The 23,682-nt window shown below is 72.3% G+C and carries 20 protein-coding genes and 1 riboswitch; of the genes, 11 read left to right on the top strand and 9 right to left on the bottom strand.

Features of this window, described 5'->3' with window-relative positions; translation table 11 throughout:
* Positions 1–79 precede the first annotated feature (79 nt).
* Positions 80–751, top strand: coding sequence for a hypothetical protein (locus HZZ00_RS20090; RefSeq protein ID WP_180327730.1), 672 nt, complete (start codon positions 80–82; stop codon positions 749–751).
* A 185-nt stretch (positions 752–936) separates the two neighbouring features.
* A complete protein-coding gene (locus HZZ00_RS20085) occupies positions 937–1,836 on the top strand; it encodes a virginiamycin B lyase (protein WP_180327729.1) in 900 nt (299 codons plus the stop codon).
* 180 nt (positions 1,837–2,016) lie between these two features.
* Here HZZ00_RS20085 and HZZ00_RS20080 read toward each other — a convergent pair whose 3' ends face one another.
* Positions 2,017–3,252: a cysteine desulfurase family protein gene (locus HZZ00_RS20080; RefSeq protein ID WP_257584906.1), complete on the bottom strand. Its 1,236-nt coding sequence runs from the start codon at positions 3,250–3,252 to the stop codon at positions 2,017–2,019.
* 137 nt (positions 3,253–3,389) lie between these two features.
* Positions 3,390–3,752 (bottom strand): DoxX family protein, encoded by a 363-nt coding sequence (locus HZZ00_RS20075; RefSeq protein ID WP_180327728.1) that lies wholly within the window; start codon positions 3,750–3,752, stop codon positions 3,390–3,392.
* A 60-nt stretch (positions 3,753–3,812) separates the two neighbouring features.
* On the opposite strand from HZZ00_RS20075, the gene HZZ00_RS20070 reads away from it, so the two are divergent.
* The 4 genes from HZZ00_RS20070 to HZZ00_RS20055 all read left to right on the top strand — a co-directional run bounded on the left by HZZ00_RS20070 (position 3,813) and on the right by HZZ00_RS20055 (position 6,467).
* Positions 3,813–4,694, top strand: a complete 882-nt coding sequence (locus HZZ00_RS20070) for a LysR family transcriptional regulator (RefSeq protein WP_180327727.1) — start codon at positions 3,813–3,815, stop codon at positions 4,692–4,694.
* Between the two features lie 78 nt (positions 4,695–4,772).
* Positions 4,773–5,357: a TetR/AcrR family transcriptional regulator gene (locus tag HZZ00_RS20065; RefSeq protein WP_180327726.1), complete on the top strand. Its 585-nt coding sequence runs from the start codon at positions 4,773–4,775 to the stop codon at positions 5,355–5,357.
* Positions 5,358–5,440: 83 nt separating this feature from the next.
* Entirely contained in the window at positions 5,441–5,683 is a 243-nt protein-coding gene (locus tag HZZ00_RS20060; RefSeq protein ID WP_180327725.1) for a hypothetical protein, read from the top strand.
* 25 nt (positions 5,684–5,708) lie between these two features.
* Positions 5,709–6,467, top strand: coding sequence for an SDR family NAD(P)-dependent oxidoreductase (locus HZZ00_RS20055; protein ID WP_180333616.1), 759 nt, complete (start codon positions 5,709–5,711; stop codon positions 6,465–6,467).
* 254 nt (positions 6,468–6,721) lie between these two features.
* On the opposite strand, the gene HZZ00_RS20050 is transcribed toward HZZ00_RS20055, so the two are convergent.
* Together HZZ00_RS20050 and HZZ00_RS20045 are read right to left on the bottom strand one after the other, a co-directional pair.
* Positions 6,722–7,471 (bottom strand): SDR family oxidoreductase, encoded by a 750-nt coding sequence (locus HZZ00_RS20050; RefSeq protein WP_180327724.1) that lies wholly within the window; start codon positions 7,469–7,471, stop codon positions 6,722–6,724.
* Between the two features lie 181 nt (positions 7,472–7,652).
* Positions 7,653–8,855, bottom strand: a complete 1,203-nt coding sequence (locus HZZ00_RS20045) for a serine/threonine-protein kinase (protein ID WP_374028470.1) — start codon at positions 8,853–8,855, stop codon at positions 7,653–7,655.
* Positions 8,856–9,009: 154 nt separating this feature from the next.
* Here HZZ00_RS20045 and HZZ00_RS20040 point away from each other — a divergent pair, with 154 nt between their 5' ends.
* The 3 genes from HZZ00_RS20040 (at position 9,010) to HZZ00_RS20030 (ending at position 13,361) form a co-directional block, all read left to right on the top strand.
* Positions 9,010–10,746: a hypothetical protein gene (locus tag HZZ00_RS20040; protein ID WP_180327723.1), complete on the top strand. Its 1,737-nt coding sequence runs from the start codon at positions 9,010–9,012 to the stop codon at positions 10,744–10,746.
* Between the two features lie 664 nt (positions 10,747–11,410).
* Positions 11,411–12,547: a GH25 family lysozyme gene (locus HZZ00_RS39120; protein WP_306856102.1), complete on the top strand. Its 1,137-nt coding sequence runs from the start codon at positions 11,411–11,413 to the stop codon at positions 12,545–12,547.
* A 34-nt stretch (positions 12,548–12,581) separates the two neighbouring features.
* On the top strand, positions 12,582–13,361 hold the full coding sequence (locus tag HZZ00_RS20030; RefSeq protein WP_180327721.1) for a D-Ala-D-Ala carboxypeptidase family metallohydrolase: 780 nt from the start codon (positions 12,582–12,584) through the stop codon (positions 13,359–13,361).
* 143 nt (positions 13,362–13,504) lie between these two features.
* Here HZZ00_RS20030 and HZZ00_RS20025 read toward each other — a convergent pair whose 3' ends face one another.
* The 3 genes from HZZ00_RS20025 to HZZ00_RS20015 form a co-directional block, all read right to left on the bottom strand.
* A complete protein-coding gene (locus HZZ00_RS20025; protein WP_180327720.1) occupies positions 13,505–14,614 on the bottom strand; it encodes a HoxN/HupN/NixA family nickel/cobalt transporter in 1,110 nt (369 codons plus the stop codon).
* Positions 14,615–14,640: 26 nt separating this feature from the next.
* Positions 14,641–14,830: riboswitch (cobalamin riboswitch) on the bottom strand.
* 311 nt (positions 14,831–15,141) lie between these two features.
* Entirely contained in the window at positions 15,142–16,740 is a 1,599-nt protein-coding gene (locus tag HZZ00_RS20020) for an alpha/beta hydrolase (protein ID WP_257584904.1), read from the bottom strand.
* 168 nt (positions 16,741–16,908) lie between these two features.
* On the bottom strand, positions 16,909–19,785 hold the full coding sequence (locus HZZ00_RS20015) for an AAA family ATPase (protein WP_180327718.1): 2,877 nt from the start codon (positions 19,783–19,785) through the stop codon (positions 16,909–16,911).
* A gap of 261 nt (positions 19,786–20,046) precedes the next feature.
* Here HZZ00_RS20015 and HZZ00_RS20010 point away from each other — a divergent pair, with 261 nt between their 5' ends.
* The gene (locus HZZ00_RS20010) at positions 20,047–21,036 is read left to right on the top strand and encodes a bacteriocin fulvocin C-related protein (protein ID WP_180327717.1); all 990 of its coding nucleotides are present in this window, start codon (positions 20,047–20,049) and stop codon (positions 21,034–21,036) included.
* 388 nt (positions 21,037–21,424) lie between these two features.
* Here the strand turns inward: HZZ00_RS20010 and HZZ00_RS20005 are convergent, their stop codons facing one another.
* On the bottom strand, positions 21,425–21,919 hold the full coding sequence (locus HZZ00_RS20005; protein WP_180327716.1) for a cupin domain-containing protein: 495 nt from the start codon (positions 21,917–21,919) through the stop codon (positions 21,425–21,427).
* An 81-nt stretch (positions 21,920–22,000) separates the two neighbouring features.
* On the opposite strand from HZZ00_RS20005, the gene HZZ00_RS20000 reads away from it, so the two are divergent.
* A complete protein-coding gene (locus tag HZZ00_RS20000; protein ID WP_257584903.1) occupies positions 22,001–22,852 on the top strand; it encodes a LysR family transcriptional regulator in 852 nt (283 codons plus the stop codon).
* 80 nt (positions 22,853–22,932) lie between these two features.
* On the opposite strand, the gene HZZ00_RS19995 is transcribed toward HZZ00_RS20000, so the two are convergent.
* Positions 22,933–23,547, bottom strand: coding sequence for a hypothetical protein (locus HZZ00_RS19995; RefSeq protein WP_180327715.1), 615 nt, complete (start codon positions 23,545–23,547; stop codon positions 22,933–22,935).
* Positions 23,548–23,682 lie beyond the last annotated feature (135 nt).

Raw genomic sequence — 23,682 nt, 5'->3', positions numbered from 1 at the left:
GTCACCTCGATGTCGGACCAGAACCTGGCGGTGTCGAACGCCCCGACATCACTCGGTCAGGTTCAGTAGCGTCAACCTGGTGAATCTCAACCTCTTCAACGACGTGCCGGACGGTCTGACTCAACGAGCCCGGTCTTTCGTCCGCGCGCACGGCGTGAAGGTCGACACCCGGTCCGTCGAGGAGCACAGGCAGGGGTGGCTCGAACGAGATGTTCCGGCGGCGGTCATCGACCGGATGGCCGCCTATGAGGAGCAGTGGGGCGGCCTGGTACTGCCGCCCTCGGCGCAGTACGACGGCGGGCCCAGGTACCTCGAAGCGGACTCGCCCGAGGGCTCGGCCTCCGCGGGGTGGTGGTTCGAAGCCGGAGTGCAGCGGACCGCTGTCCCGTACTCGTTCATGATCGGACCGTCCGGTGAGTTCGGCATCCACGCGGGTCGGTGGGTGCCCCTCCATGCCACCGTCGCAGGCTGGGTGGAGTCGCTCGCCCTGACTCACCACGCGCTCGTGTGCGCGAGACAGATCCTCAAGGTCACGGGAGACGACGTCGATGGCATCGTGCTGGACGCGTATGAGCCAGTGCGCGAAGTGAAGGGACTGGCCGACACCTGGTGGCGTGGAGCCGACTCGCTCGTGGCGATCTATACAGGGGAGGCCGAGGCCCTCTCCTTGCCGCGTGGCCGCACCGCGTTGATCTACTCCGGCCTGGACGAGTGGGGCCTGCGAGGAGGCGCCAGGGACAGCGACGGCTGAGGACGGCAGGAGGGCCGTGGTCCGCGAGGAGGGCATGGAGGTCCTCAAGCTGTTCCGGCGCTGCTGCGAGACCCGCAACGGCATCATCCGAGCCGGCCTCACCCTGCGGCCGGCCGCCGAAGGCCGTGGGCACGGATACCATCCGCAGTCGTACTTCCACCGTTCGCCGATCAAGGAATCCGCCGATGCCGAGCCGTCCGCCCGTCGCGATCGCAGAGTTCTCCGTCTCCGACCCCGAGGCCGGGCCCTACGGAATCACTGCCGGACCGGACGGCGCACTGTGGTTCACCATGGTCCACCACGGACGGATCGGCCGCATCACGCCCGACGGCGAAGTCACCGTCCACCAGCTCGAACGGGCGTCCGGCGGACCGTCGATCATCACGGCAGGACCCGACGACGCGCTGTGGTTCACGGAGTTCCGCAGTCACCGCATCGGCCGCATCACCACGAGCGGGAGCGTCACGTCGTTCCCGCTGCCGACGCCAAACGCCGGTCCGTTCGGCATCACCGTGGGGCCCGACGACGCGCTGTGGTTCACCGAGGCCAACGCAGACCGCATCGGCCGTATCACGCCCGACGGGCAGGTCACCGAGTTCCCTCTCCCGCTTTCGGGTGCCTTCCCGTCAGCCGTCGCCGCGGGCCCGGACGACCGGCTGTGGTTCACGATGAACCAGGCCAACGCGATCGGCGCCATCGGATGCGACGGTGACCTCACCGTGCACCCGTTGCCCACACCGGCCGGCGCCCCGGTCGGCATCACGGCCGGTGCCGACGGCTGCATGTGGTTCGTCGAGATCGGCTCCGGTCGGGTCGGACGGATCGCCCCGGACGGGAAGGTCGACGAATTCGCCCTGCCCGACCCCGCGTCACGGCCGCACGCCATCGCCGCCGGCACCGACGGAAACTGCTGGTTCACCGAATGGGGAGCCAACCGCATCGGCCGGATCACCCCCGACGGCCGTATCGACGAACACGACCTCCCCAGCCCGGCCTCCGAACCCCACGGCATAGCCCAAGGGCCGGACGGCGCGATGTGGACCGCCCTGGAGATCGGAACGATCGCACGCCTGACCACCAGCTGAGACGGACCCCGCAGGGACGGCAGCTCGACACACCCCCAGGCGCCTGCCCGCCTCCTCACGAACCGCCAGTGGCCCCGACCCGGTGGGGCAGCGCGCGGGTGCGGCCGTGCTGGTCCATGGGCGTCATCGAGGTCCAGCGGCGCCCTGCCCGGCCCTCGTCGTGCCGGCTGCCCGTTCCGGTCACTGCCTGGCAGCCGCTCGAATGAGGGCCGCTGCGGCGGTCTCGATGTCGCCCGGGGTGGTCCAACGGCCCAGGGACAACCGCAGCGCGCCGAGCGCGCGGGCGGGGTCGAGGCCCATGGCGGTCAGCACCGGGGAGGGGGTGTGGTCGCCGCTGTGGCAGGCGGAGCCGGTGGATGCCGCGATCTGCGGGGCGGCGGCGAGGAGTTCGTGACCGAGGGCGCCGTCGATGCTGACGTTCAGGGTGTTCGGCAAGCGGCTCCTCGCCGGCCCGTTGAGGCGCACGCGACCGGGCAGTCCGTCGGTGAGCCGTCGCTGGAGACCATCGCGCAGGGCGGCGACGCGGGCCGGGGTGCCGTCGCAAAGCTCGACGGCCGCGATCTGAGCCGCGGTGCCGAGAGCGACGGCCAGGGCGACGTTCTCGGTGCCGGCGCGCAGGCCGCGTTCTTGACCGCCGCCGTAGACGACGGGCTCCAGCCGGACGCCCTCGCGTACGTACAGGGCCGCGGCACCCTTGGGCGCGTACATCTTGTGTCCGACCATGGTGAGCAGATCGACGCCCAGGGCTCCGACGGCGAGGGGGATCTTCCCGGCCGCTTGGGCGGCGTCGCAGTGGAACAGCGCCCCGCGGTCGTGCGCCAGGGCGGCGAGGTCGCCGATCGGCTGGAGGGCGCCGGTCTCGTTGTTCGCCGCCATCACGGAGACCAGCACCGTGTCCTCGTCCAGTGCCGCGGCCAGGGCTTCGGGGCCGACGAGGCCGTCGCCGTCGACCGGCAGCACGGTCACCCGTGTGCCGTGCAGCCGCTGCAGGGCACGGCAGGTCTCCAGGACGGCCGGATGCTCGGTGGCCTGAGTGATCACGTGGGGACGGGACCGGCCGGAGGTCAGCACGGCGCCGCGCAGGGCGAGCAGGTCGGCCTCGGAACCGGAGCCGGTGAACACGATCTCGCCGGGCTCGGCGCCGATCAGGGCCGCGACCTGGCCGCGGGCTGCGGCGAGCGCCCGCCGGGGTTCCACGGCGTGGGGATGGCCGCTGGACGGATTGCCGAAGAAATCGGTCAGATGGGGCAGCATCGCCTCGGCGACGCGGGGATCGACCGGGGTGGTGGCGTTGTAGTCCAGGTAGACCGGCCCGTCGGCGAGCCCGGGATGCGGGGGCAGATCGCCGGTATGAGGGCCCCCGAGCACCTCGGTGTACTCGTCCGCCGTCTCGCGCATCGCCCAGGGCCGTGTCACGAAGGCATGCTAAGCGCCGGCCCACGGCGGTTCGGTCCGCAGGCCGACACGGAGCACGCCGTGTCCGGGGCGCTGGACGCCGTGGTCCGTCGCGGCGAAGGCCGAGTGCGCGCATCGATCACCGGGTGGCGCCGCCATCAACCGGCAACGGTCAGGGTCAGCGAGGCGACGGCGGTGGCGAGGTAGAAGCCGGGAAAAGCGAGGTTGTACAGCACGCGGGCGCGCAGGTGGAAGGCGATGGCGCCCACGTGGAGCAGGACGAGACCGCAGGCCGCGGCGGCGCCGAGGGGGCGCAGTGCGGGGGCGAGGAGGCCGAGGAGCAGGCCCGCCGCACCAGCCAGCTTGAGGGCGGCCAGCCACGGCAGCCAGGACCGGGGGACGCCCACCTCCGCCGAGTTGGCCAGCACGAAGCGCGCCCCGGAGAGGTCCGCGGCGGCGATGGCGACGTTGACGGCGGCGGTGAGCAGGGGGACGAGGAGCGCGAGCTGGGCAACGGTCATGCCTTCAGAGTCCGTGCCCGCTTCCGCACCGTCCAATACCTGCTTCCATAACCTGGTGGCATGGACGTGGACACGCGCCTGCTCCGGTACTTCGCCGCAGTGGCGGAGGAGGGCAGCCTGACCGGGGCGGCGGAGAGGCTGTTCGTCTCGCAGCCCGCGCTGACCAAGCAGATCCGGCGACTGGAGGACGATCTCGGGGTACGTCTCTTCACGCGTTCGCGATCGGGGATGGCGCTGACCGAGGCCGGTCGTGAGCTGGCCTCGCGGGTGCCGGCGCTCCTGGACGGCTGGGACGATGCGGTGCGGGCGACCGGCCGGGCGGCGCGGGTGCTGCGGCTGGGCTTCCTGGACGCGGGCGCGGTGGGTGCCGTCCCCGAGGTCATCGCCGAGTTCCGCCGGGCGCGGCCGGAGTGGCGGGTGGAGCTGCGGCAGTTCGACTGGTCGGAACCGAGCGCCGGACTGGCCCGCGGGGAGGTGGACGCGGCAGTGGTGCGGTTGCCGTTTCCGGGCCAGGACGCCTTCGCCGTGCGGGAGTTGTTCGTCGAGGAGCGTGGAGTGCTGCTGCCGGCTCGGCATCCGCTGGCGAGCAGCGAGACGGTGGACTTCCGGGAGCTGTGGGACGAGCCGTTCGTCGCGGCCGGAGCCGAGACCGGAGCCTGGAGGGAGCACTGGCTGGCGGCGGGGGAGCGGCACGGGCACCCCGTCCGGGTCGGCGCCGTCACCAGCCGCCCCGACGAGTGGCTCGGCGCGGTGGCCGGCGGCTGCGTGGCGCTGGCCCCGGCATCGGCGGCCCGTTTCCACTCCCACCCGGGAGTGGTGTTCCGTCCGGTCCGCGGGGTCTCACCCAGCCGGGTGGCGCTCGCCCGGCCTCGGCGACGAACGCACGAGGCGGCGCTGGACGAACTGCTCCGGGCCATCACGCGGAGGTTGAGCAGACGATGACGCCGGACCGGCGGACTGCGCCCCGAAGCGGGCCACGTTTTCTTGACTGATCGTTCTTGTTTGTCTACGGTCTCCGGCGTGGGCAGGACCAAGGAATTCGATCCGGACGCCGCGCTGCAGTCGGCTCTTGAGCTGTTCTGGCGGCGCGGTTACGAAGCGACGTCGATGGCCGACATCGTCGAGCACCTCGGCATCGGCCGCGCCAGCGTCTACGCGACCTTCGGCAGCAAACGCGAGCTGTACCTGAGGGCCATGGACCGGTACGCCGAGACGCGCGATCCGGCCCTCCTCGCCGAGTTGTCCCAGCCGGGGCCCGCACTGCCCGCCGTACGGGCGGTGGTGCGCCGCTTCGCCGCGGAGGCGTCCTCCCCGGACGGACGGCTGAACGGCTGCCTTGTCACCAACACCGCGGCCGAACTCGCCCCGCACGACCCCGCGGCGGCCCGCCGGGTCGAGATCAGCTGGGGGCGCGTCGAGACCCTGCTGCACTCCGCGCTCGTGCGGGCGCAGGCCCAGGGCGAACTGCCAACGGACCGCGATCCGCGCGCACTGGCCCGCATGCTCCTCGTCCTGCTGCAGGGCATACGGGTCGTCGGCAAGGCGTCGGACGACCCCGCCCGGGTGCGGGACGCGGCCGAGCAGGCGCTGACCCTGCTGGACTGAACCCCGCCCGCCGTGGCCACCGGTCGCTCCGCTCCGCATGCCCGAATACTGAACCGATCGGTCAAGAAAAGCAGGGGGAGGGCATGACCATCACCGACGCCGCCCGGTACGCCGAGCGCCGCACCCGCGATCCGCTGCTGCCGCCCCGCTTCCTGCGTGACCGACGACGGGTTCGTACCTTTCGCCGTGTGCTGAACACCGCGACGGAGTTCGGCCCCACCGTCCTGCCCACGCTCGGCAGCGACGCCCGGTCCCTCGCCGCGATGGCGGCCGTCCTCGGCGTCGTCGCCCCCTTGAACCACCAAGTAGTCCACCGCGCCAAGTAGTCCACCACTCATGGGAGTCACCGAGATGAGCCGCTTCACCGGCAAGACCGTCCTCGTCACCGGCGCGGGTTCCGGCCTCGGCCGAGCCATCGCGCTCGCCTTCGCCGCCGAGGGCGCGAGCGTGGTCGGCGCGGGCCGTACCGCGGCTTCCCTGGACGAGACGGTCGGCATCATCGAGGCCGCCGGCGGCACCGCTGCCGCCGTCGCCGCCGATGTCACCGACTCCGGCCAGGTCCACGACCTCGTGCGCGAGTGTGTCGCCCGCTTCGGCGGACTCGACATCGCGGTCAACAACGCCGGGATACTCCGCGGCACCGTGCCGGTCGGCGAGGTGAGCGAGGAGGACTGGGACGCGGTGCTGCGGACCAACGTCACCGGCGTCTGGCTGGCCATGAAGCACGAGATCGCACACATGAAGGAGAACGGCGGCGGCGCCATCGTCAACATCTCCTCCAACCTGGGCGCCCACCTGCGGATCCCGAACGCCGCCGCGTACATCACCTCCAAGGCGGCGGTCTCCGCGCTGACCCGCGCCGCCGCACTCGACCACATCCACCAGGGCATTCGCATCAACGCAGTCAGCCCCGGCGCCTCCGCCGCCCCCATGTCGCTGCGGCCCGGCGAGACCGAGGCCGACCGCGCCGAGCGGGTGAAGTCGCAGAACCCGCTCGGCCGGGTCGCGAAGGCCGAGGAAGTGGCGGCCGCGGTGCTCTACCTCGCCTCGCCCGAGGCCGGCGCGGTGGTCGGCGCCGACCTGGTCATCGACAGCGGAGCCTCGGCCTGACGGGTCCTGACGGGCCTTGGCGGTGCTGATGGGTGGAGAAAGAGCCGAGAGCGTCATGCGCGCCGTGTACGCGGGGCGCGCGATCACCGTGGTCGGCGCGCGACGACAGCCACCCGCGTCTCTCACCCGCGCACGGGATGCCGTCGGTCATCCCGCCGTGGCCGGGCCCTGCGTCCAGCCGCGCGACACCGGCACGTGGGACGCGGAGGGCGCGCGCCGCCCGGACGGGGTCCGGCGGACACGCCCTCCCCGGGTCACGCGGCGTGGCCGCCGTCCACCGAGAACTCGGCGCCCGTGACGTAGGCGGCCTCCGGCCCGGCGAGGAACGTCACCATGGACGCGACCTCGTCGGCCGTGCCGTAGCGGCCCAGTGCCGTCATGGCCGCCTGATCCGCGGCGTACGGGCCGTCCGCCGGGTTCATGTCGGTGTCCGTCGGGCCCGGATGGACGATGTTCGCCGTGACACCGCGCCCGGCCAGCTCCCGGGCCAGTGCCTTCGTCAGCCCGATCAGGGCGGACTTGCTCATCGTGTACAACGTGGCCCCGGGCCCCGGCACCCGCGCGGTGACACAGCTGCCGATGGTGATGATCCGTCCGCCGCCGCCCATGACCGCCGCGGCGGACCGGGCGGCCAGGAACGCGCCGCGCACGTTCACGGCGAGGACCCGGTCGACGTCGGCGAGGGACAGACTCTCCAGTGGTCCCAGCACCCCGGCGCCCGCGTTGTTCACCAGCACGTCCAGGCGGCCGAGTTCGCCGGCGGCGCGCCGCACCGCGTCCGCGGTCTCCGCCGCGTCGGCGGCGTCCGCCCGCAGGGCCACCGCCCGGCGGCCCAGTGCCTCGACATCCCGTACGACGGCCTCGGCCGCCTCCTTGCCGTTCACGTAGGTCAGGGCCACGTCCGCGCCCTCCCGGGCCAGCCGCAGCGCCGTCGCCGCGCCGATGCCCCGGCTGCCGCCCGTGACCAGTGCCGTCCTGCCGTTCAACCGCTCTTTCGAAGTCATGGCCTCATCCCACCCGACGCGGGCCGGGGACACCGGCGGGCAACGGACGCCGTCCTCGACGCGGCCGGGCTCTGGGACGCGACAGGGCGCCGGACGCCAGTCGCCGGCGGATCCATGACGAGGAACCCGGTGTGGCAGGCCGACTGCGCGAATCACCAGCGGAGTTCGGGAGCCCGCCTTGTCAGCTGCCGGGCCGGTAGCGGTCGAGCATGGCTTCGAGACCGTCGATCCACGACTCGATCTGCTCGCCCTCGCGGGTGCGCACCGCGCAGAAGTACCGCTGACCGGCGTAGGTGTCGACGGCCACCGTGAGCGCGAACCCGCGGGTGCGGACGCTCTGTTCGTAGCCGACCCGGGCGATGTACGGCCACGGCAGGTCGATCGTGGTGCCGTCGATGCCGAGGGAGATGCCCCGGGCATCCGCGAGGACGGCGTTCTTGCGGTCCATCGCCAGGAACTCGGGCTCCTGCGGGCCGGGGGCCGCCTGAGGGGAGTAGGCGGTCGGGGTGTGCGGCGCGTAGGGCGGTGGCGGGGGTACGGCGGTGGGGACGTAGGAGGCCGGGGGAGGGGGCGCCGGGAGCGGTGGCGGGGCCGCGGTCAGGGCGTCGAGGAGCAGCGCGGGACCGGGGCGCAGGCCGGGATCCTTGGCGAGGCAGGACTGGACGATCGGCCGCAAGGGTCCGGGGACCGCGGTGACGTCGGCTTCGTGGTGCACCGAGCGGTACATCAACGCCATGGGCGTGCCCTCACCGAAGGGCTTGCCGCCCGCCGCGGCGACCAGCACGGCACCGAGGGCGAACACGTCGGCGGCCCCGGTGACATCGAGCCCCTCCGCCTGCTCCGGGGCGAGGAAGCCCGGCGTCCCCATGCCGGTCCCGGTCATCGTCAGACGGGAGTTCTCCACGGCGCGGGCGATGCCGAAGTCGAGGACGCGGGGACCGTCGGCGGCCATGATGATGTTGCCGGGCTTCAGGTCCCGGTGCACCAACCCGCAGGCGTGGATGGCTCCCAGGGCCTCCGCCAGGGCCGCGCCCAGGGCACGCAGCCGCGCCTCGTCCATGGGGCCGTGCGTGGTGAGCAGCTCGGCCAGGGTGGGTCCGGCGATGTAGGCGGTGGCGAGCCAAGGGGTGTCCGCGTCCGGATCGGCGTCCACCACCGGCGCCGTATGGAAGCCGCCGACCCGCCGGGCCGCCTCCACCTCGGCGCGGAACCGCTCGCGGAAACCGGGGTCACGGGCCAGCTCGGAGCGTGCCACCTTCACCGCGACCTGCCGGCCGCCCCGGGACCTGGCCAGATGGACGACCCCCATGCCGCCCTCGCCCAGCACCCGTTCGACCCTGTACGGACCCACATGGGTGACCGCATGCGGCTCGGTCTCCGCCACGACGCAACTCCCCCTTCCCGGCCCTCCCGACCTTCCGCCCGCCCGTGCGGGTACACGGAGGGTCGCGCCGGGCCGATGTACGGTCGATCATAGAGCGCGCGGCGGGCCCGAGGCGCCCGTCCGACCAGCCACGACGAGCTGTAGGGTCGGCCGCATGCCCGGCTCCCGTACACCCTCCGCCCTCGACCTGCTCCGCCGGAACCCGCGCCTGGCCCAACTGGCGTCATTCCCCTTCGACTTCGACCTGGAGCGGGCGGAGCACGGCGAAGAGGTCGCCTTGGCCTCGGGCGCCCCGCTGACCGGCATCGCGGGCGACGACACCGGCGGCACCTACTTCCTTTGCGCCGACGGCGCGGTGCTCTACGCGGACTCGGACGGCCGCGCCGCACTGATCGGGCGCAGCGTCGCCGACGTACTGGAACTGGTGACGGGCCTGCCCGGCTGGCGCGACCACCTGGAACTCCCGCCCGGGACCGGGAACGACGAGGTGACCGCGGCGGCCCGCGCGCACGAGGCCGACCTGCGCGCCTCCTGCGCCCCGGACCTCGACGCCCGGCGCACCGAACTCCTCACCGGACTCGGGCTGACGCGGCGCCCGCCCGCCGAACTCTTCGCCCGCCTGCACCGAGCCCTGCGCGACACGGAGCCCGAGCACGTGCTGCTGCTCACCGAGGAGGGCACGGCCTACGAGTTGCTCGGCGGACACCCCGGGCCCCCGTTGGCCGAGGCCGTGCTCACCGCCTGCCGCCTCGACCTGGACCGGCTCAGGGCCGACCCCGCCGCCTGGCGGGAGGTCGCCTTCCGCCCGGTGCCCGGCGGCGACGACCCGGAGCACGACGCCCACGCCGCCCTGCGCGCCGCCGTCCTGCACGCGGCGCGCTACGACCGCCGGCCCGCCGACCTGCCCCTGCTGCGGCACCTCCTCGAACAGGAGACCCGCTGCCGCCGCGAGGCCCCCTTCGGCGGCATGGGCGAGGAACTGCACCTCGCCGTCTTCCTCGTGGCCCGCCTGCTGCGGGAGGAGGACCTGCCCCTCTTGTACGCCGCCCGCACCGCCAACTTCGACACCTGGTGCGCGTTGTCGGACCTGCCGCTGGGACTCCCGGACAAGGACGCCGAGGAGCAACCGAGTTGGGAACCCGAGGCACTGCGACGGTGGGTGGAGGCCCTCGACACCCCCGAGTGGTTCGGCGACGACCCCGGCCGGGAGCCGGACGAGACCTGGGTGACCCTCGCCCGCCGCCGGGGACGTACGGAACTCGCCCGCGTCGCCCTGATCCGCGCCCTGGACCACATCGGCCCCGCCGACACCGCCGAACTCACCTGGATGGCAGCCGAGTTCGAGGCACTGGGCGACTTGCGCCAGGCCGCCCGCGCGCAACGTCTCCACGCCCGGCTCCAGGACACCGCCGAGAGCCGCGCCGCCGGGTACACCCGACTCGCCTCCCTGGAGCGGCGGTACGGGGATCTCGACGGGGCCTCGGCCTCCCTCCGGACCGCGCTCGAAGGGCTCGAAGCGCTCGGCGTCGCGACGGCCCCCGCGGCGGCCGTCGACCAGCCGGCCCTCTTCGAGGTCGAGCCTGCCCCGGCGCAGGCCCGTCCGCACCGGCCGGACCGGGGCATCGTCCTCGATCTCACCATGGAGCACCTCCGGCTCGCCCGGACGGCCGCCGAGACCGACCGCGGGGCACTGGGCCGCCAGTTCCTCGCGACGGCCTCGGCACTCCTTGCCGCGCTCGCCCGCCCGCTGCCCCCGGCCCTGCTGCGCGCGGCCCACTCCGCGGCCCTGGCCTGCGCGGACACCGAGCCGGCCGACCGTCGCAGGGCCCTCGTGGCGGACGAGGAGCGGCGTGCGGCAGAGCACCCCCGCGACGGGGACGACGCGGGCTGATCACTGCGCGTGCGGCGCCCACCGGCTGCCGTCACCGAGTTTCGTTCCCCTCCCGCGCGGCGGTCCGGCGCCCGTCGGTGCGCCCGTTTACGTGGTGCACGGCCCGAGTGCGCGGCGGCGAGATCGACACGTTCGGGATGTGCGTCGCGCGCGGCTCGCCCGGAGTCCGGCGGGTGCGCCGGAACGCCCACGTGCGCAGCAGACCCGAGGACCCGCCTGCTCCCGTCGGAGTTGACGTGCTCAGCCGGACGCGGCTGCCGCACCGCTCGTCGACGTCCGCGGACGGCGATGCACCCAGGAATGTGTTGCGTACATGTCAATACTGCGCTTACCTTTACGCGCATCAACTCCACCCGAGTGGCCCGGCGTTGGTGCACCCTGCCGCCGTGTCCCACCGCAAGCGTTCGATCCCCGCCGGCCCCACCACCGACCGTCGACGGCACCACCACGGCCACCCGGGCCCGAGCACTTCGCGGTATCCCTGCACACTCCTAGGAGCACCATGTTCGCAGCCGCCCTCTCGCGGTCCAGATCCGGTCACAGCGGTCCCGGTCCTCGCCGGGCCCTCCTCCGAGCGGGCGGGCTGCTGGCCGCGGTCCTCAGTGTGCCGGTCCTGCCCGGCACCGCCTCGGCGGCCGCCGGGGACCACGGGATTCGCGTGCGCATGACGCACCCGGACCAGGACTACGCCGGATCCGGGCTCCGGCGTCTGAGCGCGGCACCTTCGGCGATGACCGCGTCGGCCGCCGTCGGCACGGGCCCGGCCGGTCTCGACGTCAGCCACTACCAGACCAACGTCGACTGGACGTCCGTCAAGAACAACGGCGCCGCCTTCGCCTACGTCAAGGCCACCGAAGGCACCGATTACACGGACCCGTCCTTCTCCCAGCAGTACAACGGCGCGTACAACGCCGGACTGATCCGCGGCGCCTACCACTTCGCGCTCCCCGGCAACTCGACCGGTACCGTCCAGGCCGACTGGTTCGTCGGCCACGGCGGCGGCTGGACCGCCGACGGCAGGACGCTGCCGCCCGCCCTGGACATCGAGTACAACCCCTACGGGGCCACCTGCTACGGGCTGAGCCAGAGCGCGATGGTCTCCTGGATCCGGGACTTCAGCAACGAAGTGCGGGCCAAGGTCGGGCGCTACCCGGCGATCTACACCACCACCGACTGGTGGACCACCTGCACCGGCAACAACAGCAGCTTCGCCGGCACCAACCCGCTGTGGATCGCCCGCTACTCCAGCAGACCCGGCACGCTGCCCGCCGGCTGGTCCACCCAGACGATCTGGCAGTACGCCGACTCCGGAACCTTCCCCGGCGACCAGGACACCTTCAACGGCACGCTCACGGACCTCCAGGCCTTCGCCAAGGGAAGCGGCTACACGCCCCCGCCCACCGCGAGTTGGCCCACCGTGCAGCAAGGGGCAACCGGCGAGCGGGTCAAGACCGTCCAGTACCTGCTCAACGCCCACGGCGCCGCGCTGACGGTGGACGGTTCGTTCGGACCGGCCACCGACTCGGCGGTGCGCTCGTTCCAGTCCGCGCACGGCCTCGGCGCCGACGGCGTCGTCGGCCCCGCGACCTGGCAGGCCCTCGTCCTCACCGTGCAGCAGGGATCGTCGGGTCCCGCGGTCCAGGCGGTGCAGAGCCAGCTCGACGCCCACGGTTCCGCGCTGACGGTGGACGGTTCGTTCGGGTCCGCGACCGACTCGGCGGTGCGCTCGTACCAGTCCGCGCACGGTCTCACCGTGGACGGCATCGTCGGTTCGAACACCTGGCAGAGCCTCGTTTCCTGAGCATCGGCACGTCATCACAGATGAGGGGACTTCCATGACACCGGTACGACGCTCCGCCGACGGCATCGACCGCCGCGCCCTGCTCCGGGGCGCGGCAGGGCTGACGGCCACGCTCGGCCTGGCGGCGGCCATCGGCCTCCGGACAGCGGGCCGGGCCTCGGCCTACGGCTGGTCCCGCACCCTCCAGCAGGGCGCCTCCGGCTCCGACGTGGTCGAACTGCAGATCCGTGTCGGAGGTTGGGCCGCGTCCGGCGCCCAGCAGACCTACGTCGCCTGGGACGGCGCCTTCGGCCCGGCCACGAGCGCCGCCGTCCAACGCTTCCAGTCCGCCTACGGGTTGACCGCGGACGGCGTCGTCGGCCCGCAGACGCAGAGCGTACTCGACAGCCTTGAGGCCGGCGACGGATCCACCGCCCACTTCGACTGGAGCGAGTTCTCCTCGCAGGACGGCTCCGGTTTCAGCGGCGGAAAGGTCGACGCCGCGACGGTCAAGGAGAACCTGCGCCGACTGATGTACAAGCTGGAGGCCGTGCGCAAGAAGGCCGGGAACAGCCCGATCACGGTCAACTCCGGCTTCCGTAGCATCGCGCACAACGCCGCGGTGGGCGGCGCGTCCAACAGCATGCACGTCTACGGCGTCGCCGCGGACATCGTCGTCTCCGGCTACAGCACCCTGCAGACCTACCGGATCGCCGAGACGTGCGGCTTCTCCGGCCTTGAGGCGTACACGCACTCGTGGCAGCACGTCGACAGCCGTGTCCAGTACCCGTCATACGGCTCCGGCTCATGGTGGTGGGAGAGCGGCGTGGCCTGATCCGCCCGCTGCGGCGCACCGGGCCCGTCCGCGTCGCCGGCGCGGGGCGGGCCCGCCGTCGATCCGGCCCGCGAGGTGGCTGAGCGGGGCGGCCGGCCGGCCGCCCCGCCTGCCGCAGGGCCTCGGTGCCCGTGCGCGTAGGGTCAACCCGCGTCCGCGGTGCGGGCGTTCCAGCGCTCCTCGACCTTGGCCACGCGCCAGTAACCGATGGCCAGGGCCCAGACGACCACGAAGAGGCCGACGATGACGTAGCCGACGTGGTCGAGGTCCAGGCCCGCGATCCAGCCGGACACGCCGTCGCTCAGGCCGAGCTTGTCGTGCAGGACGCCGACCAGTTCGATGGTGCCGACGAAGAAGGCGACGGCGATGGAGAGTCCGGTGATGGTGAGGTTGTAGAACACCTTGCGGACGGGGTTGGAGAAGGCCCACTGGTAGGCGAAGTTCATGAAGGTGCCGTCGAGGGTGTCGAAGAGACTCATGCCGGCGGCGAAGAGGAGGGGCAGGCAGAGTATCGCGTACCAGGGGAGGCCGGCGGCGGCGCCGTTGCCGGCGAGGGCGAGGAGCAGGACCTCGGTGGTGGTGTCGAAGCCGATGCCGAACAGGAAGCCGAGGGGGAACATCTGGCCGGGGCGGCGGATGGACTTGGTGAGCCGTCCCAGGACGCGGTTCATGAAGCCGCGTGAGTCGAGGTGCGCCTCCAACTCGGCCTCGTCGTAACGTCCGGCCCGCATGGCCTTGAAGACACGGGCGATGCCGACCAGGGCGACGAGGTTGAGGGCGGCGATGAGGTACAGGAATCCGCCGGAGACCGTGGTGCCGACGGTGCCGAGTACCTGGTGGGTGCGCGAGCCGTCGTTCATCAGGGTGCCGGCGAGCTGCGCGCCTCCGGCGACCAGCGCGGCCATGGCGATCACCACGCTGGAGTGGCCGAGCGCGAACCAGAAGCCGACCGAGACCGGCCGCTGCCCGTCGGCCATCAGCTTGCGGGTGGTGTTGTCGATCGCGGCTATGTGGTCGGCGTCGAACGCGTGCCGCATCCCGAGGGTGTACGCCGTGATGCCCAGGCCGACCCCGAACGCCTTGGTGCCGACCTCGTAGTGACGTGGGGTGACGAGCAGGAAGAGGATCCCGAAGGCGATCACGTGCAGGACGACGATCACGGTCAGGAGGCCGGCGGTTCGGACGGTGTCCGCGCGCCGCCAGCGGAAGGAAGGGGAGGCGGCGGTTTCGGGCACGCCTTCGGGCATGGTCATACGGTCACGCTCCAGCACCTCGTGGATCAGATTCGTGGTGCCGTGGCCGGTCTCCTGGCTGACGGGTCATCGCGCCCGCCCCTGCCTTCCCGGCCGCGAGGCCAGTGGCAATGCGTGGGGCGGGAACTTCCCGATCACAGTGGCGAGGGCCGCTCCGGACTGAGCCCCTGGGGGCTGTCACCGGTCTTCCCGAACACCACGGCCCGCTCACCCTAGAAGGCCGGACGTCGAGGTTGCAAGGCAGCGTGGACGCGCCAGGCGGTGCGGCGGGATGTCGCGGATCGCGATGACGGGGCCATGGAGTGTGTCCGCGGAACGTGCCGGGCGGCGCACCATCGGCGGCCGGGGAGCAGGGAGAAGCGGTCGGCCCAGGCGACCGGTACCCGGGTGTGGCGAGGGCGGAGCAGGTCGCGGAGAGGGAGCGCGGGGTGGCCCGGGCGCGACTCGGTCGACCTCACGGTCGGGCCCGGGGACGAGCGAGGGGCGGCCGGGTGGTGCGGCCGCCCCTCCTCACCGTGTGGACGGGGTCACGGCTTGGGCGTGGCGTGCGGGGCGCAGGTCACGTCGGAACCGTCCAGTTCGCCGTCGATCAGATAGGCGTCGACGCGCTGGTTGATGCAGGGATTCTCCAGGCTGGTCACCCCGTGGGAACCCGCGTCCTTCTCGGTGATCAGACGGGAGCCGGCGAAGCGCTTGTGCAGCTCGACCGCACCCTCGTAGGGGGTCGCGGCGTCGCGGGTCGACTGCACGATCAGCACCCGCGGCAGACCCTTGTGGGTCGTGACGTCGACCGGGTTCTGCTGCTTGACCGGCCAGGTGGCGCACGGCAGGTTCATCCAGGCGTTGGCCCAGGTCATGAACGGGTAGTCCTGGTTGAGCCGGGTGTTGTCCCGGTCCCAGGTCCGCCAGCTGGTGGGCCACTTGGCGTCGGTGCACTCGACGGCCGTGTAGACGGCGTTGGAGTTCTCCGACGCGGTGTTGCCCGCGGTGTCCGACATGTCGGGGGCGGCAGCGTCGACCAGGGCCTGGGTGTCACCGGCGACGTACTTGCCGAAGACGGTGGCGACCGGCACCCACGAGGAGTCGTAGTAAGGGGCGCTCTGGAAGAAGGAGATCAGCTCGGCGGGACCGACGACCCCGCCGATGGGGCTCTTCTTCGCGGTGGCGCGCAGTTGGAGCCACTTGTCCTGGACGGCGGCGCGCGTGGTGCCGAGATGGAAGGCGGCGTCGTTGGCGGCGACCCAGTCCTCCCAGTCCTTCCAGCGGCCCTCGAAGGCGACGTCCTGGTTCAGGTTCGCCTGGTACCAGATGTTGTCCTGGGCCGGGTTGGTCACGCTGTCCACGATCATGCGGCGCAGGTGGCCCGGGAAGAGGGTGCCGTAGACGGCGCCGAGGTAGGTGCCGTAGGAGACGCCGAGGTAGTTGAGCTTCTGCTCGCCGAGCGCGGCGCGGATGACGTCGAGGTCGCGGGCGGTGTTCGGCGTGGTCATCTGCTGGAGCACGGCGCGGCCGGTGCGGTCCAGGCAGCCCTCGGCGTACGCGCGGGCCAGCTTGCGCTGGGCGAGCTTGTCCGCCTCGGTGTCCGGGACCGGGTCCGCCTTCGGTGCCCGCACGAACTCCTGCGGATCCGCGCAGGAGATGGGCGCCGAGTGGCCGACGCCGCGCGGGTCGAAGCCGACGAAGTCGTAGGCCTTGGCGACGTTCGCCCAGACCGGCTTCTTGCCGGTCACCCGGGTCGGGAAGCGCAGCCCGGAGCCGCCGGGGCCGCCCGGGTTGTAGACGAGCGCGCCCTGGCGCTCGGCCGGGGTGCCGGTGCTGCCGACACGGTCGACGGCGAGCTTGATCTGCTTGCCGTCCGGGTGGGCGTAGTCGACGGGCACGCTGACCCAGCCGCACTGGATGGGCTTGGCCAACCCCCAGTCGGCCGGGCAGTCCTGCCAGTCGATGCCGGCCTTGGCGGCGCGGGCGGCGGCGATCTCCACGCCCTTCGCCGCGCGGTCCTGGCTCGGCCGGCCCGCGGCGCCGGCCGCGGGCGCCGAGACGACACCCGCGATCATGCTCGCGGTGACGAGTGCTCCGGCCGAACCGAGCGCCAGCAGGCGGCTCTTCGGTCTGTTCTCCCTCAAGTGGGCCCCTCCCCGAACATCACTGCGAATAGTCAGGCGGGGATCCTCCCGGCTGTGAGAGGGCTGTGAACAGAGCCCGACCACCATCTTTATCAATCCGATAACCGGATGGTCACGTCCCGTTGAGCGGAGCAGGGCCCGTTCGGGCGAACAGGGACGGTCTCGGTGTCAGCCGTGCTCGCACGGGGGCCGGTAGGCGACGCCTGGCAGGTGAGCGCGCCACTCTTTCTCCGTGATGGTGGGTCGGGCCCGCAGCGAACACGCCAGTGCCGCCGCGTGTGCCACGTCCGGTTGCCAGAGCTGGGCGGTGTGGTCGGCGCTGCCGGTGAACAGCAGTCGTCCGTTCGGGCTGAAGGCCACGGCGTTGACGGCGCCGAGGTGGCCGGTCAGGACGTGCCGCGGATGCGCCCCGCGCGCGTCGGTCACGTCCCACAGGCGTGCCGTACGGTCGTTGCTGCCCGACAGGAGCAGTCGTCCGTCCGGGCTGAAGGCCACGGAGGTGACCACGTCGGCGTGGCCCGTGAGGGTCTTCAGCGGCACTGGACGCCGTGGGTCGGCGATGTTCCACAGCCGGATCGTCCGGTCGTCGCTGCCGGAGGCCAGCGTCCGGCCGTCCGGGCTGATCGCCACGGCGTCGACGAAGTCGCGATGGCCCTCCAGCACACCGAGGGGGCGGGGGCGCCGGCCGTCGGTGATGTCCCACAGCCGTACCGTGTGGTCGTCGCCGCCCGAGGCGAGCAGTCGGCCGTCCGGGCTGAAGACCACCGGCTTGACGTTGAGCCGGTGGCCGGTCAGGGCCGACAGCAGCCGGGCCCGGGAGGGGTCGGCGACGTTCCACAGCCGCACGGTGTGGTCGTAGCTGCCGGAGGCGAGCATCCGCCCGTCGGGGCTGAAGGCCACCGCGAAGACGATGTCGCGGTGCCCGGTCAGGGTCCGCACCAGGACCGGACGGCGTACGTCGCCGACGTCCCACAGCCGGACTGTACGGTCGCGTCCCGCGGTGGCCAGAAGACGCCCGTCCGGGCTGAAGGCGACACCGGTGACGATGTCCGGGTGGGGGAGCGCACCGGGTCCCGGGACCGGGTGGAGCGGGTCGGTGATGTCCCACAGCCGTACCGTGTGGTCGAAGCCGCCGGTGGCCACCCAGCCGCCGTTCGGCCGGAACGCGACGGAGCTGACGGCCTGTGTGTGGCCCGCCTGCCCCGGGTCGTTCGGCAAGGCCACCGACATCGTGCTCATGAGTCCGTCCTGCTCCGCCGCTCCCGGCACCAGCCGCAGGGCTGCGAGGCTGAGCTGCGCCGCCAGCGCGGGCCGGGTCGTCCGCAGCGCCACCGCCTGGTCCGACGACTCCTGGGCCAGCGCCGTGTCGCGCTGCCGGGTGAGCTGCTGCTGGGCCCGTACCGCCACGGCGACAGCGCCGACCGCGGCAACCAGGAGCACGGCGAGCAGTGCGGCGAGCTGCCGCGTACGGCGGGTCCGGCGCTGGCCTCGCGCGGCCTCGACGGCCGCGGCCTCGACGCTGGCCCGCAAGAACGCCTGCTCACGGTGGCTCGGACGCAGAGCGGCGTGTTGGGCCATGGTGAGCGTCGCACCCCGGTACAGGGCGCCGGGGTCCCGGTCCAGCTGCTCCCAAAGGTCGGTCGCCTCGGTCAGCCGCCGCTGGATGCGCAGCGCTTCCCGGTCCCGGGTGAGCCACTGGTGCAGCCGGGGCCAGCAGCGGATCAGGGCCTCGTGGGCCAGCTCGATCCGGTCCTGGTCCAGCAGGAGCAGCCGCGCGGCCGCTGCGCGGTCGAGGACGACGCGGACGTCGGGCGTGGGATCGAGTTCGGTCTTCGTCATCCTGCGGCGGGTGTCTTCGGTGCCCTCCCCGAGGGCGGTCAGCCGGGTGAAGACCTGCCTGGCCACCTCGCGCTGCGCCGTGGTGAGACCGTTGTAGAAGGTCTCGGCGGTACGGGCCAGGGCACCTTCCAGCCCGCCGGTGGCCCGGAAGCCGTCCAGGGTCAGGGTGTTGCCGCGCCGACGCCGCCAGGTCTCCAGCAGGGCGTGCGACAGCAGCGGAAGGACGCCCGGTCGGCCCTGGGCCTGGGCGGTCAGCGTGGCGAGCAGCGCTCCCTCGACGGCGAGCCCGGATCGTACGGCGGGCCGGACGATCGCGCAGCGCAGTTCCTCCAGGCTCATCGGACCCACGGGTACCTGTGCGTCGCGCAACACTTCCACCAGGTCAGGGTGGCGGGTGCAGTGGGCGTAGAAGTCGGCGCGGACTCCCAGCACGACCCGGCAACGGCTGTTCGGTGCCCGTGCGGCGGTCACCAGCGCGCTGATGAAGGCGGCGTCCTCCGTGGTGCCCTGGGTGAAGGTCTCCTCGAACTGGTCGACGACGAGCACGACTTCACTCTCGGGTGGCTCCGCCGTGAGTGTTCGGCGCAGCGCGCGGTGCAGGTTCGCGGGATCGGCGGAGAGTTCCTCGTACCATCGCCCCGGGGTGCCGCCCGCCATCGCCGCGATGTGGATCGCGCACTCCTCCAGAGGACGCGGGCCGGGGGTGAACACCACCGTCCGCTGCTCCAGTGCCGGCACGAGCCCGGCCCGCAGGAGCGACGACTTCCCGGATCCCGACGCACCGATCACCACGACGAACCGCTGTTCCCGGAGCCGCTGCAGCACCTGTTCCACCAGCCGTTCCCGGCCGAAGAACCACTCCGCGTCCTCCGTCCGGAACGCCGCGAGCCCCGCGTAGGGCGCTCGTTGCCCGGCCTCCACGGCGGGCAGCTCCGGCACGTCCATATCGGCTGCCGTCTCCTGCCAGATGCGCTCCCACTCCAGCGGGTCCCCGCCACAGGCGCGCACATAAGCGAGCGTCACGGCGAGCGTCGGAAGCCGACGACCGGCCGCCGCCTCCGAAAGCGTCGAAACCGAGTAATGGGCGCGTTCGGCCATCTGCCGGTATGCCGGGCTGCCCGCCTTGTGGCGCAGTTCCCGCAGTCTGGCGGCGAAGCGCAGTAACGGACCGTCTCCCGCATCGAGCGGACGCTCGCCACGCGGCATGCCCGCACCTCCCCCCGCATGTGCTGTGAGACCACATTTTTCGGCATCCGTTTGTTCGGCACCAGTCCGCCGAAGCCGAACAACCCGCAAGGGCTAGACATGGCCGGGGAACTGCCACAGGCCGTCCACGAAGAGTTCGAGGAATCCGAAAGCGCGGTCGCCGAAAACATCCGGTGGGTGCCGACGCACACGGGACGCGACGTCACGCGGAGAAGTCCCGAAGAAGTCCCTTCGGAAAATCCGGAAAGCCAAGGAGGAAATGTGAACGACAACACGGCCACGCCGCCGCGGGTGCGGTGGATTCTCGCGTTCGACGCCTCGTGCGCGACGTGTCGCCAGATCGCCGCCACCGTGCGGCACGCGGGCGACGGGAAGCTCGAAGTGCTGCCGCTGTCCGACACCGAGGTACGGCAGTGGCGTACGGCCCGTCTGGGTGAAGAAGCACCGCCCGCGCCGACGTTGATCAAGGCCACCGGTGGCGAGGCACGCCTGTGGACCGGGGCGGCCATGGCGCTCCCGCTCGTGCGGCACCTCGGTGTTCGTTCGACGACGGCCGTGCTGCGCGGTCTGGGCCGGCTCCGGCAGGAGAGCCGGCGCCCCCTGCCGGCACCCGGACACGGCGACGTCATGGGGCGCTCGCAGTTCCTGCGGCTGGGGACCGGCGCGGCGGTGGCGGCCGGGATCGTCCTCCTCGGGCGGACACCGGCGTTCGCTGAGGACTCCTGCCGGACCGCGCTGGCCTGGGCGCAGCGCAACAAGAACAGTCTGCCGCAGCGCTACGGCGACCTGGTGACCTATCCGCTCGTCTACCGCCGCGCCATCTACGGCGAACTGTCCGCGAAGACCCGCAGCCGGATGTGGCTCGAACACCTGGAGCACTACCGTGCCACCCGGCCCGACATGACACCGGAACAGCGAGCCGTCTACGACCAGGCAGTCGCGTGGGCCTCCGCGCCGAGCCACTTCGCCGACGACGACAGGACAGCGGCCACCCCCGAGCTGAAGCGGCTCAGCCGGTCCGCCTCCGAAGCGTTCGGCCCGGACGGTCGCAGTGCACTGCTCGGCACCCTCGGCCCGACCGAGGCCGCGGAGGCCACCGCGCGCCGCGCGAGCGGGGCCTGCACCTGCACGGACGAGGACGACCAGTGCACGAACGCCACCCACTGCCAGTACGGCCAAGGTGGCTGCCAGATGTATCGCGGCTGCGGAGCCTTCTGGCAGTACGTGTGCAACGGGCTCTGCATCAACTAGGGTCTTTCGTTTGGATCAGGCCGGATCAGGGAGCGGGGTCTGGTGCGTGCAGATGCAAGGCGGAGGAGGGAGTCAACGCGGAGCGTTGGCGACCGACGACAACGCCGCAGATGTGCGTGCCAGACCCCGCGAGCCCGGCATGATCCAGACGAGAGGCCCTAGGCGTCGTCCGAGCCGCCTTGGACGCCGGCGGCGGAGCCGGTCCGTGACCGCGACACCGCGGGTCGCTCCCGGGGCGGGCCGATGGCCCGCCCCGGCCGGTACTCGCACAGGTCCGTCGCAGGCCCCGGCCAGGTCTTCTCCCGCCCGACCAGTCCGTCTTCGCCCTGGCCCGGAACACGCCGCCGCCCCAGGGTGACCCCGGCCACCCGGCCGACCCGACCAGGTTTCAGGCGAGATCGGTGGCGGGCTCGGTCGCGTAGCGGCTCATCGCGTCGATGTTGGCCTGTGGCGTCATCGGCCGGCCGCCGGCGAGTACTTCCTGGAGGTCCCGGAAGTACTGCACGTACAGGTCGGGGGTGAAAGTGCTGAGCATGACGGCGGGTTGGTCCGTCGGGTTGGCGAAGGTGTGCGGGGTCCCGGGCGGCACCATCACGAGCGTGCCCGTCACCGCGTCGTAGTTCTCGTCCCCGACGGTGAACCGCACGGTGCCGGACAGGACGTAGAAGCCCTCGTCGTGTCGGGAGTGGCGGTGCTGCGGCGGTCCCTGGGTGTGCGGGGCGAGAACGGACTCGGCGATCGCGAGGCGGTGCCCGGTGTGGCTGCCGTCCTCCATGACCCGCATGCGCGTGGGGCCCAGAACGATCGTTTCGCCGTCGCCGGGCCCGATCACCGATACGGCGGGTCGGGGCTGCGGCACGCTGGTCTTCGCTTCTTCGGTCATGCTCACGAGTCCACCGCCGAGCGCCCGGGGCTGTCCAAGACCTGTTCCGCAGCGCCGATACCTGGTGGGTATCGTGGCAGCGTGGAGCTACGGACCTTGCGTTACTTCGTGGCGGTCGCCGAGGAACTCCACTTCGGCCGGGCCGCCACCCGGCTGCACATGAGCCAGCCGCCACTGAGCCGGGCGATCAAGCAGTTGGAGGCCGATGTCGGTGCCCTGCTCTTCGCCCGCTCACCCGCGGGCGTCACGCTCACACCGGCGGGCACCGTGCTGCTCGACGGGGCGCGGGCCCTGCTCGACCACGCCGACCGCGTCCGGGAACGCGTGGTCGCGGCGGCCGGCCTCGCGACCATCACCATCGGCATCCTGGGCCACGGCACCGACCCTGGAGTGGCCAGGCTGGCCGCCGCCTTCCGCCGAAACCACCCCGGCATCGACATCCGCGTCCGCGACACCGACCTGACCGACCCCACCTGCGGGCTGCGCGCCGGACTGGTCGACGTCGCGCTGACACGGGCCCCGTTCGACGTGACTGCCCTGACGGTGCGCGCGCTGCGGAACGATCCGGTCGGCGTGGTCCTGCGCGCCGACGATCCGCTGGCCCGCCGCGACGGGCTGCGGCTGGCCGAACTCGGCGACCGCCGCTGGTTCCAGTTCCCGCAGGGCACCGATCCCGTCTGGCAGTCGTACTGGAACGGCGGCAGACCGCGCGAGGGCCCCGTGGTGCGCGCCGTCCAGGAGTGCCTGCAGACCGTGCTGTGGAACGGCACGGTCGGCCTGGCCCCGCTCGGACACGACCTGCCCGCGGAGCTGGCCGTGGTGCCGCTGACCGACATGCCGCCGAGCCGGGTGGTGGCGGTGTGGAAGGAAGGCGACACCAACCCGTTGGTCCGGTCCTTCGTCGAGATCGCGACAACCGCGTACCGTCGCTGATCACGACTTCGCGGCTCCCGCACGCCGGCAGCGGCCGCCACCGCCGACGCGGCGGCGCTTGCGCCGAGCGTTCAGTCGCCTCAGTACCAGCGGACTTGGCCGGCCGCACCCTGCCCGGTGCGGGCAGCGTGCCGGAGCACGCGCAACGGGCCGTCGATCAGCTCGTCCACGTCTTGGTCGGGAGCGTCACCCAGTCCGGTCAGCCATGCGCGGATCCGCTCGGCGGCGTGCTGCCGTCGGGCTCCGGTCAAGGTGAGAGCCTCCTCGGCAGCGGGGAGCCGCGCCCGGACCTGTTCGGCATCCAGCAGGAAGTCCCCGAACCAACCCGGCAGCCGCAGCACCGCATCGGGACCGAGCGCGTACGCCAAGGCCGAGAACGGGCTCGCTTTGCGCGCCACGGCCGTGAACAGGCCCTCGCCTCCGTGGGGCGGAAACTGGTCCATGACCGCGTCGCGCAGCGCCTCCACGGAATCGGAGTCGTCATAGCGGCCGTCGATGAACTCGCTCAGCCGCAAGGCGTCCTCACCAGCGACCCAACTGCCGGGAGTGGTCCTGGACATGACGAACAAGGACTCCGCCGCCTTGCTCCGCCACCAGCCCAACCCCTCACGCACACCAGCCTGCGCTGCCACCGGGTTCGGCGGGTGCGCCTGCACGGCGGTGCGCAGCAGGTCCTTGGTCTTCTCGTCGGCCACGGCCCCGATGACCCACACACCCGTGACGCTCAACCCTGCCTCCGCCTCCCGACCCGACCGGACACCCGATCATCCACGATGCATCGCCTCCGGGTCCTCCTGGCCACTGCCGACGGCGAAGGGCCTGGGTCCGTG

Origin of the sequence: Streptomyces sp. NEAU-sy36 (assembly GCF_013423905.1) — a bacterium.
Taxonomy (GTDB): Bacteria; Actinomycetota; Actinomycetes; order Streptomycetales; family Streptomycetaceae; genus Streptomyces; species Streptomyces misionensis.
This window is presented reverse-complemented; position numbering and strand designations above follow the sequence as displayed.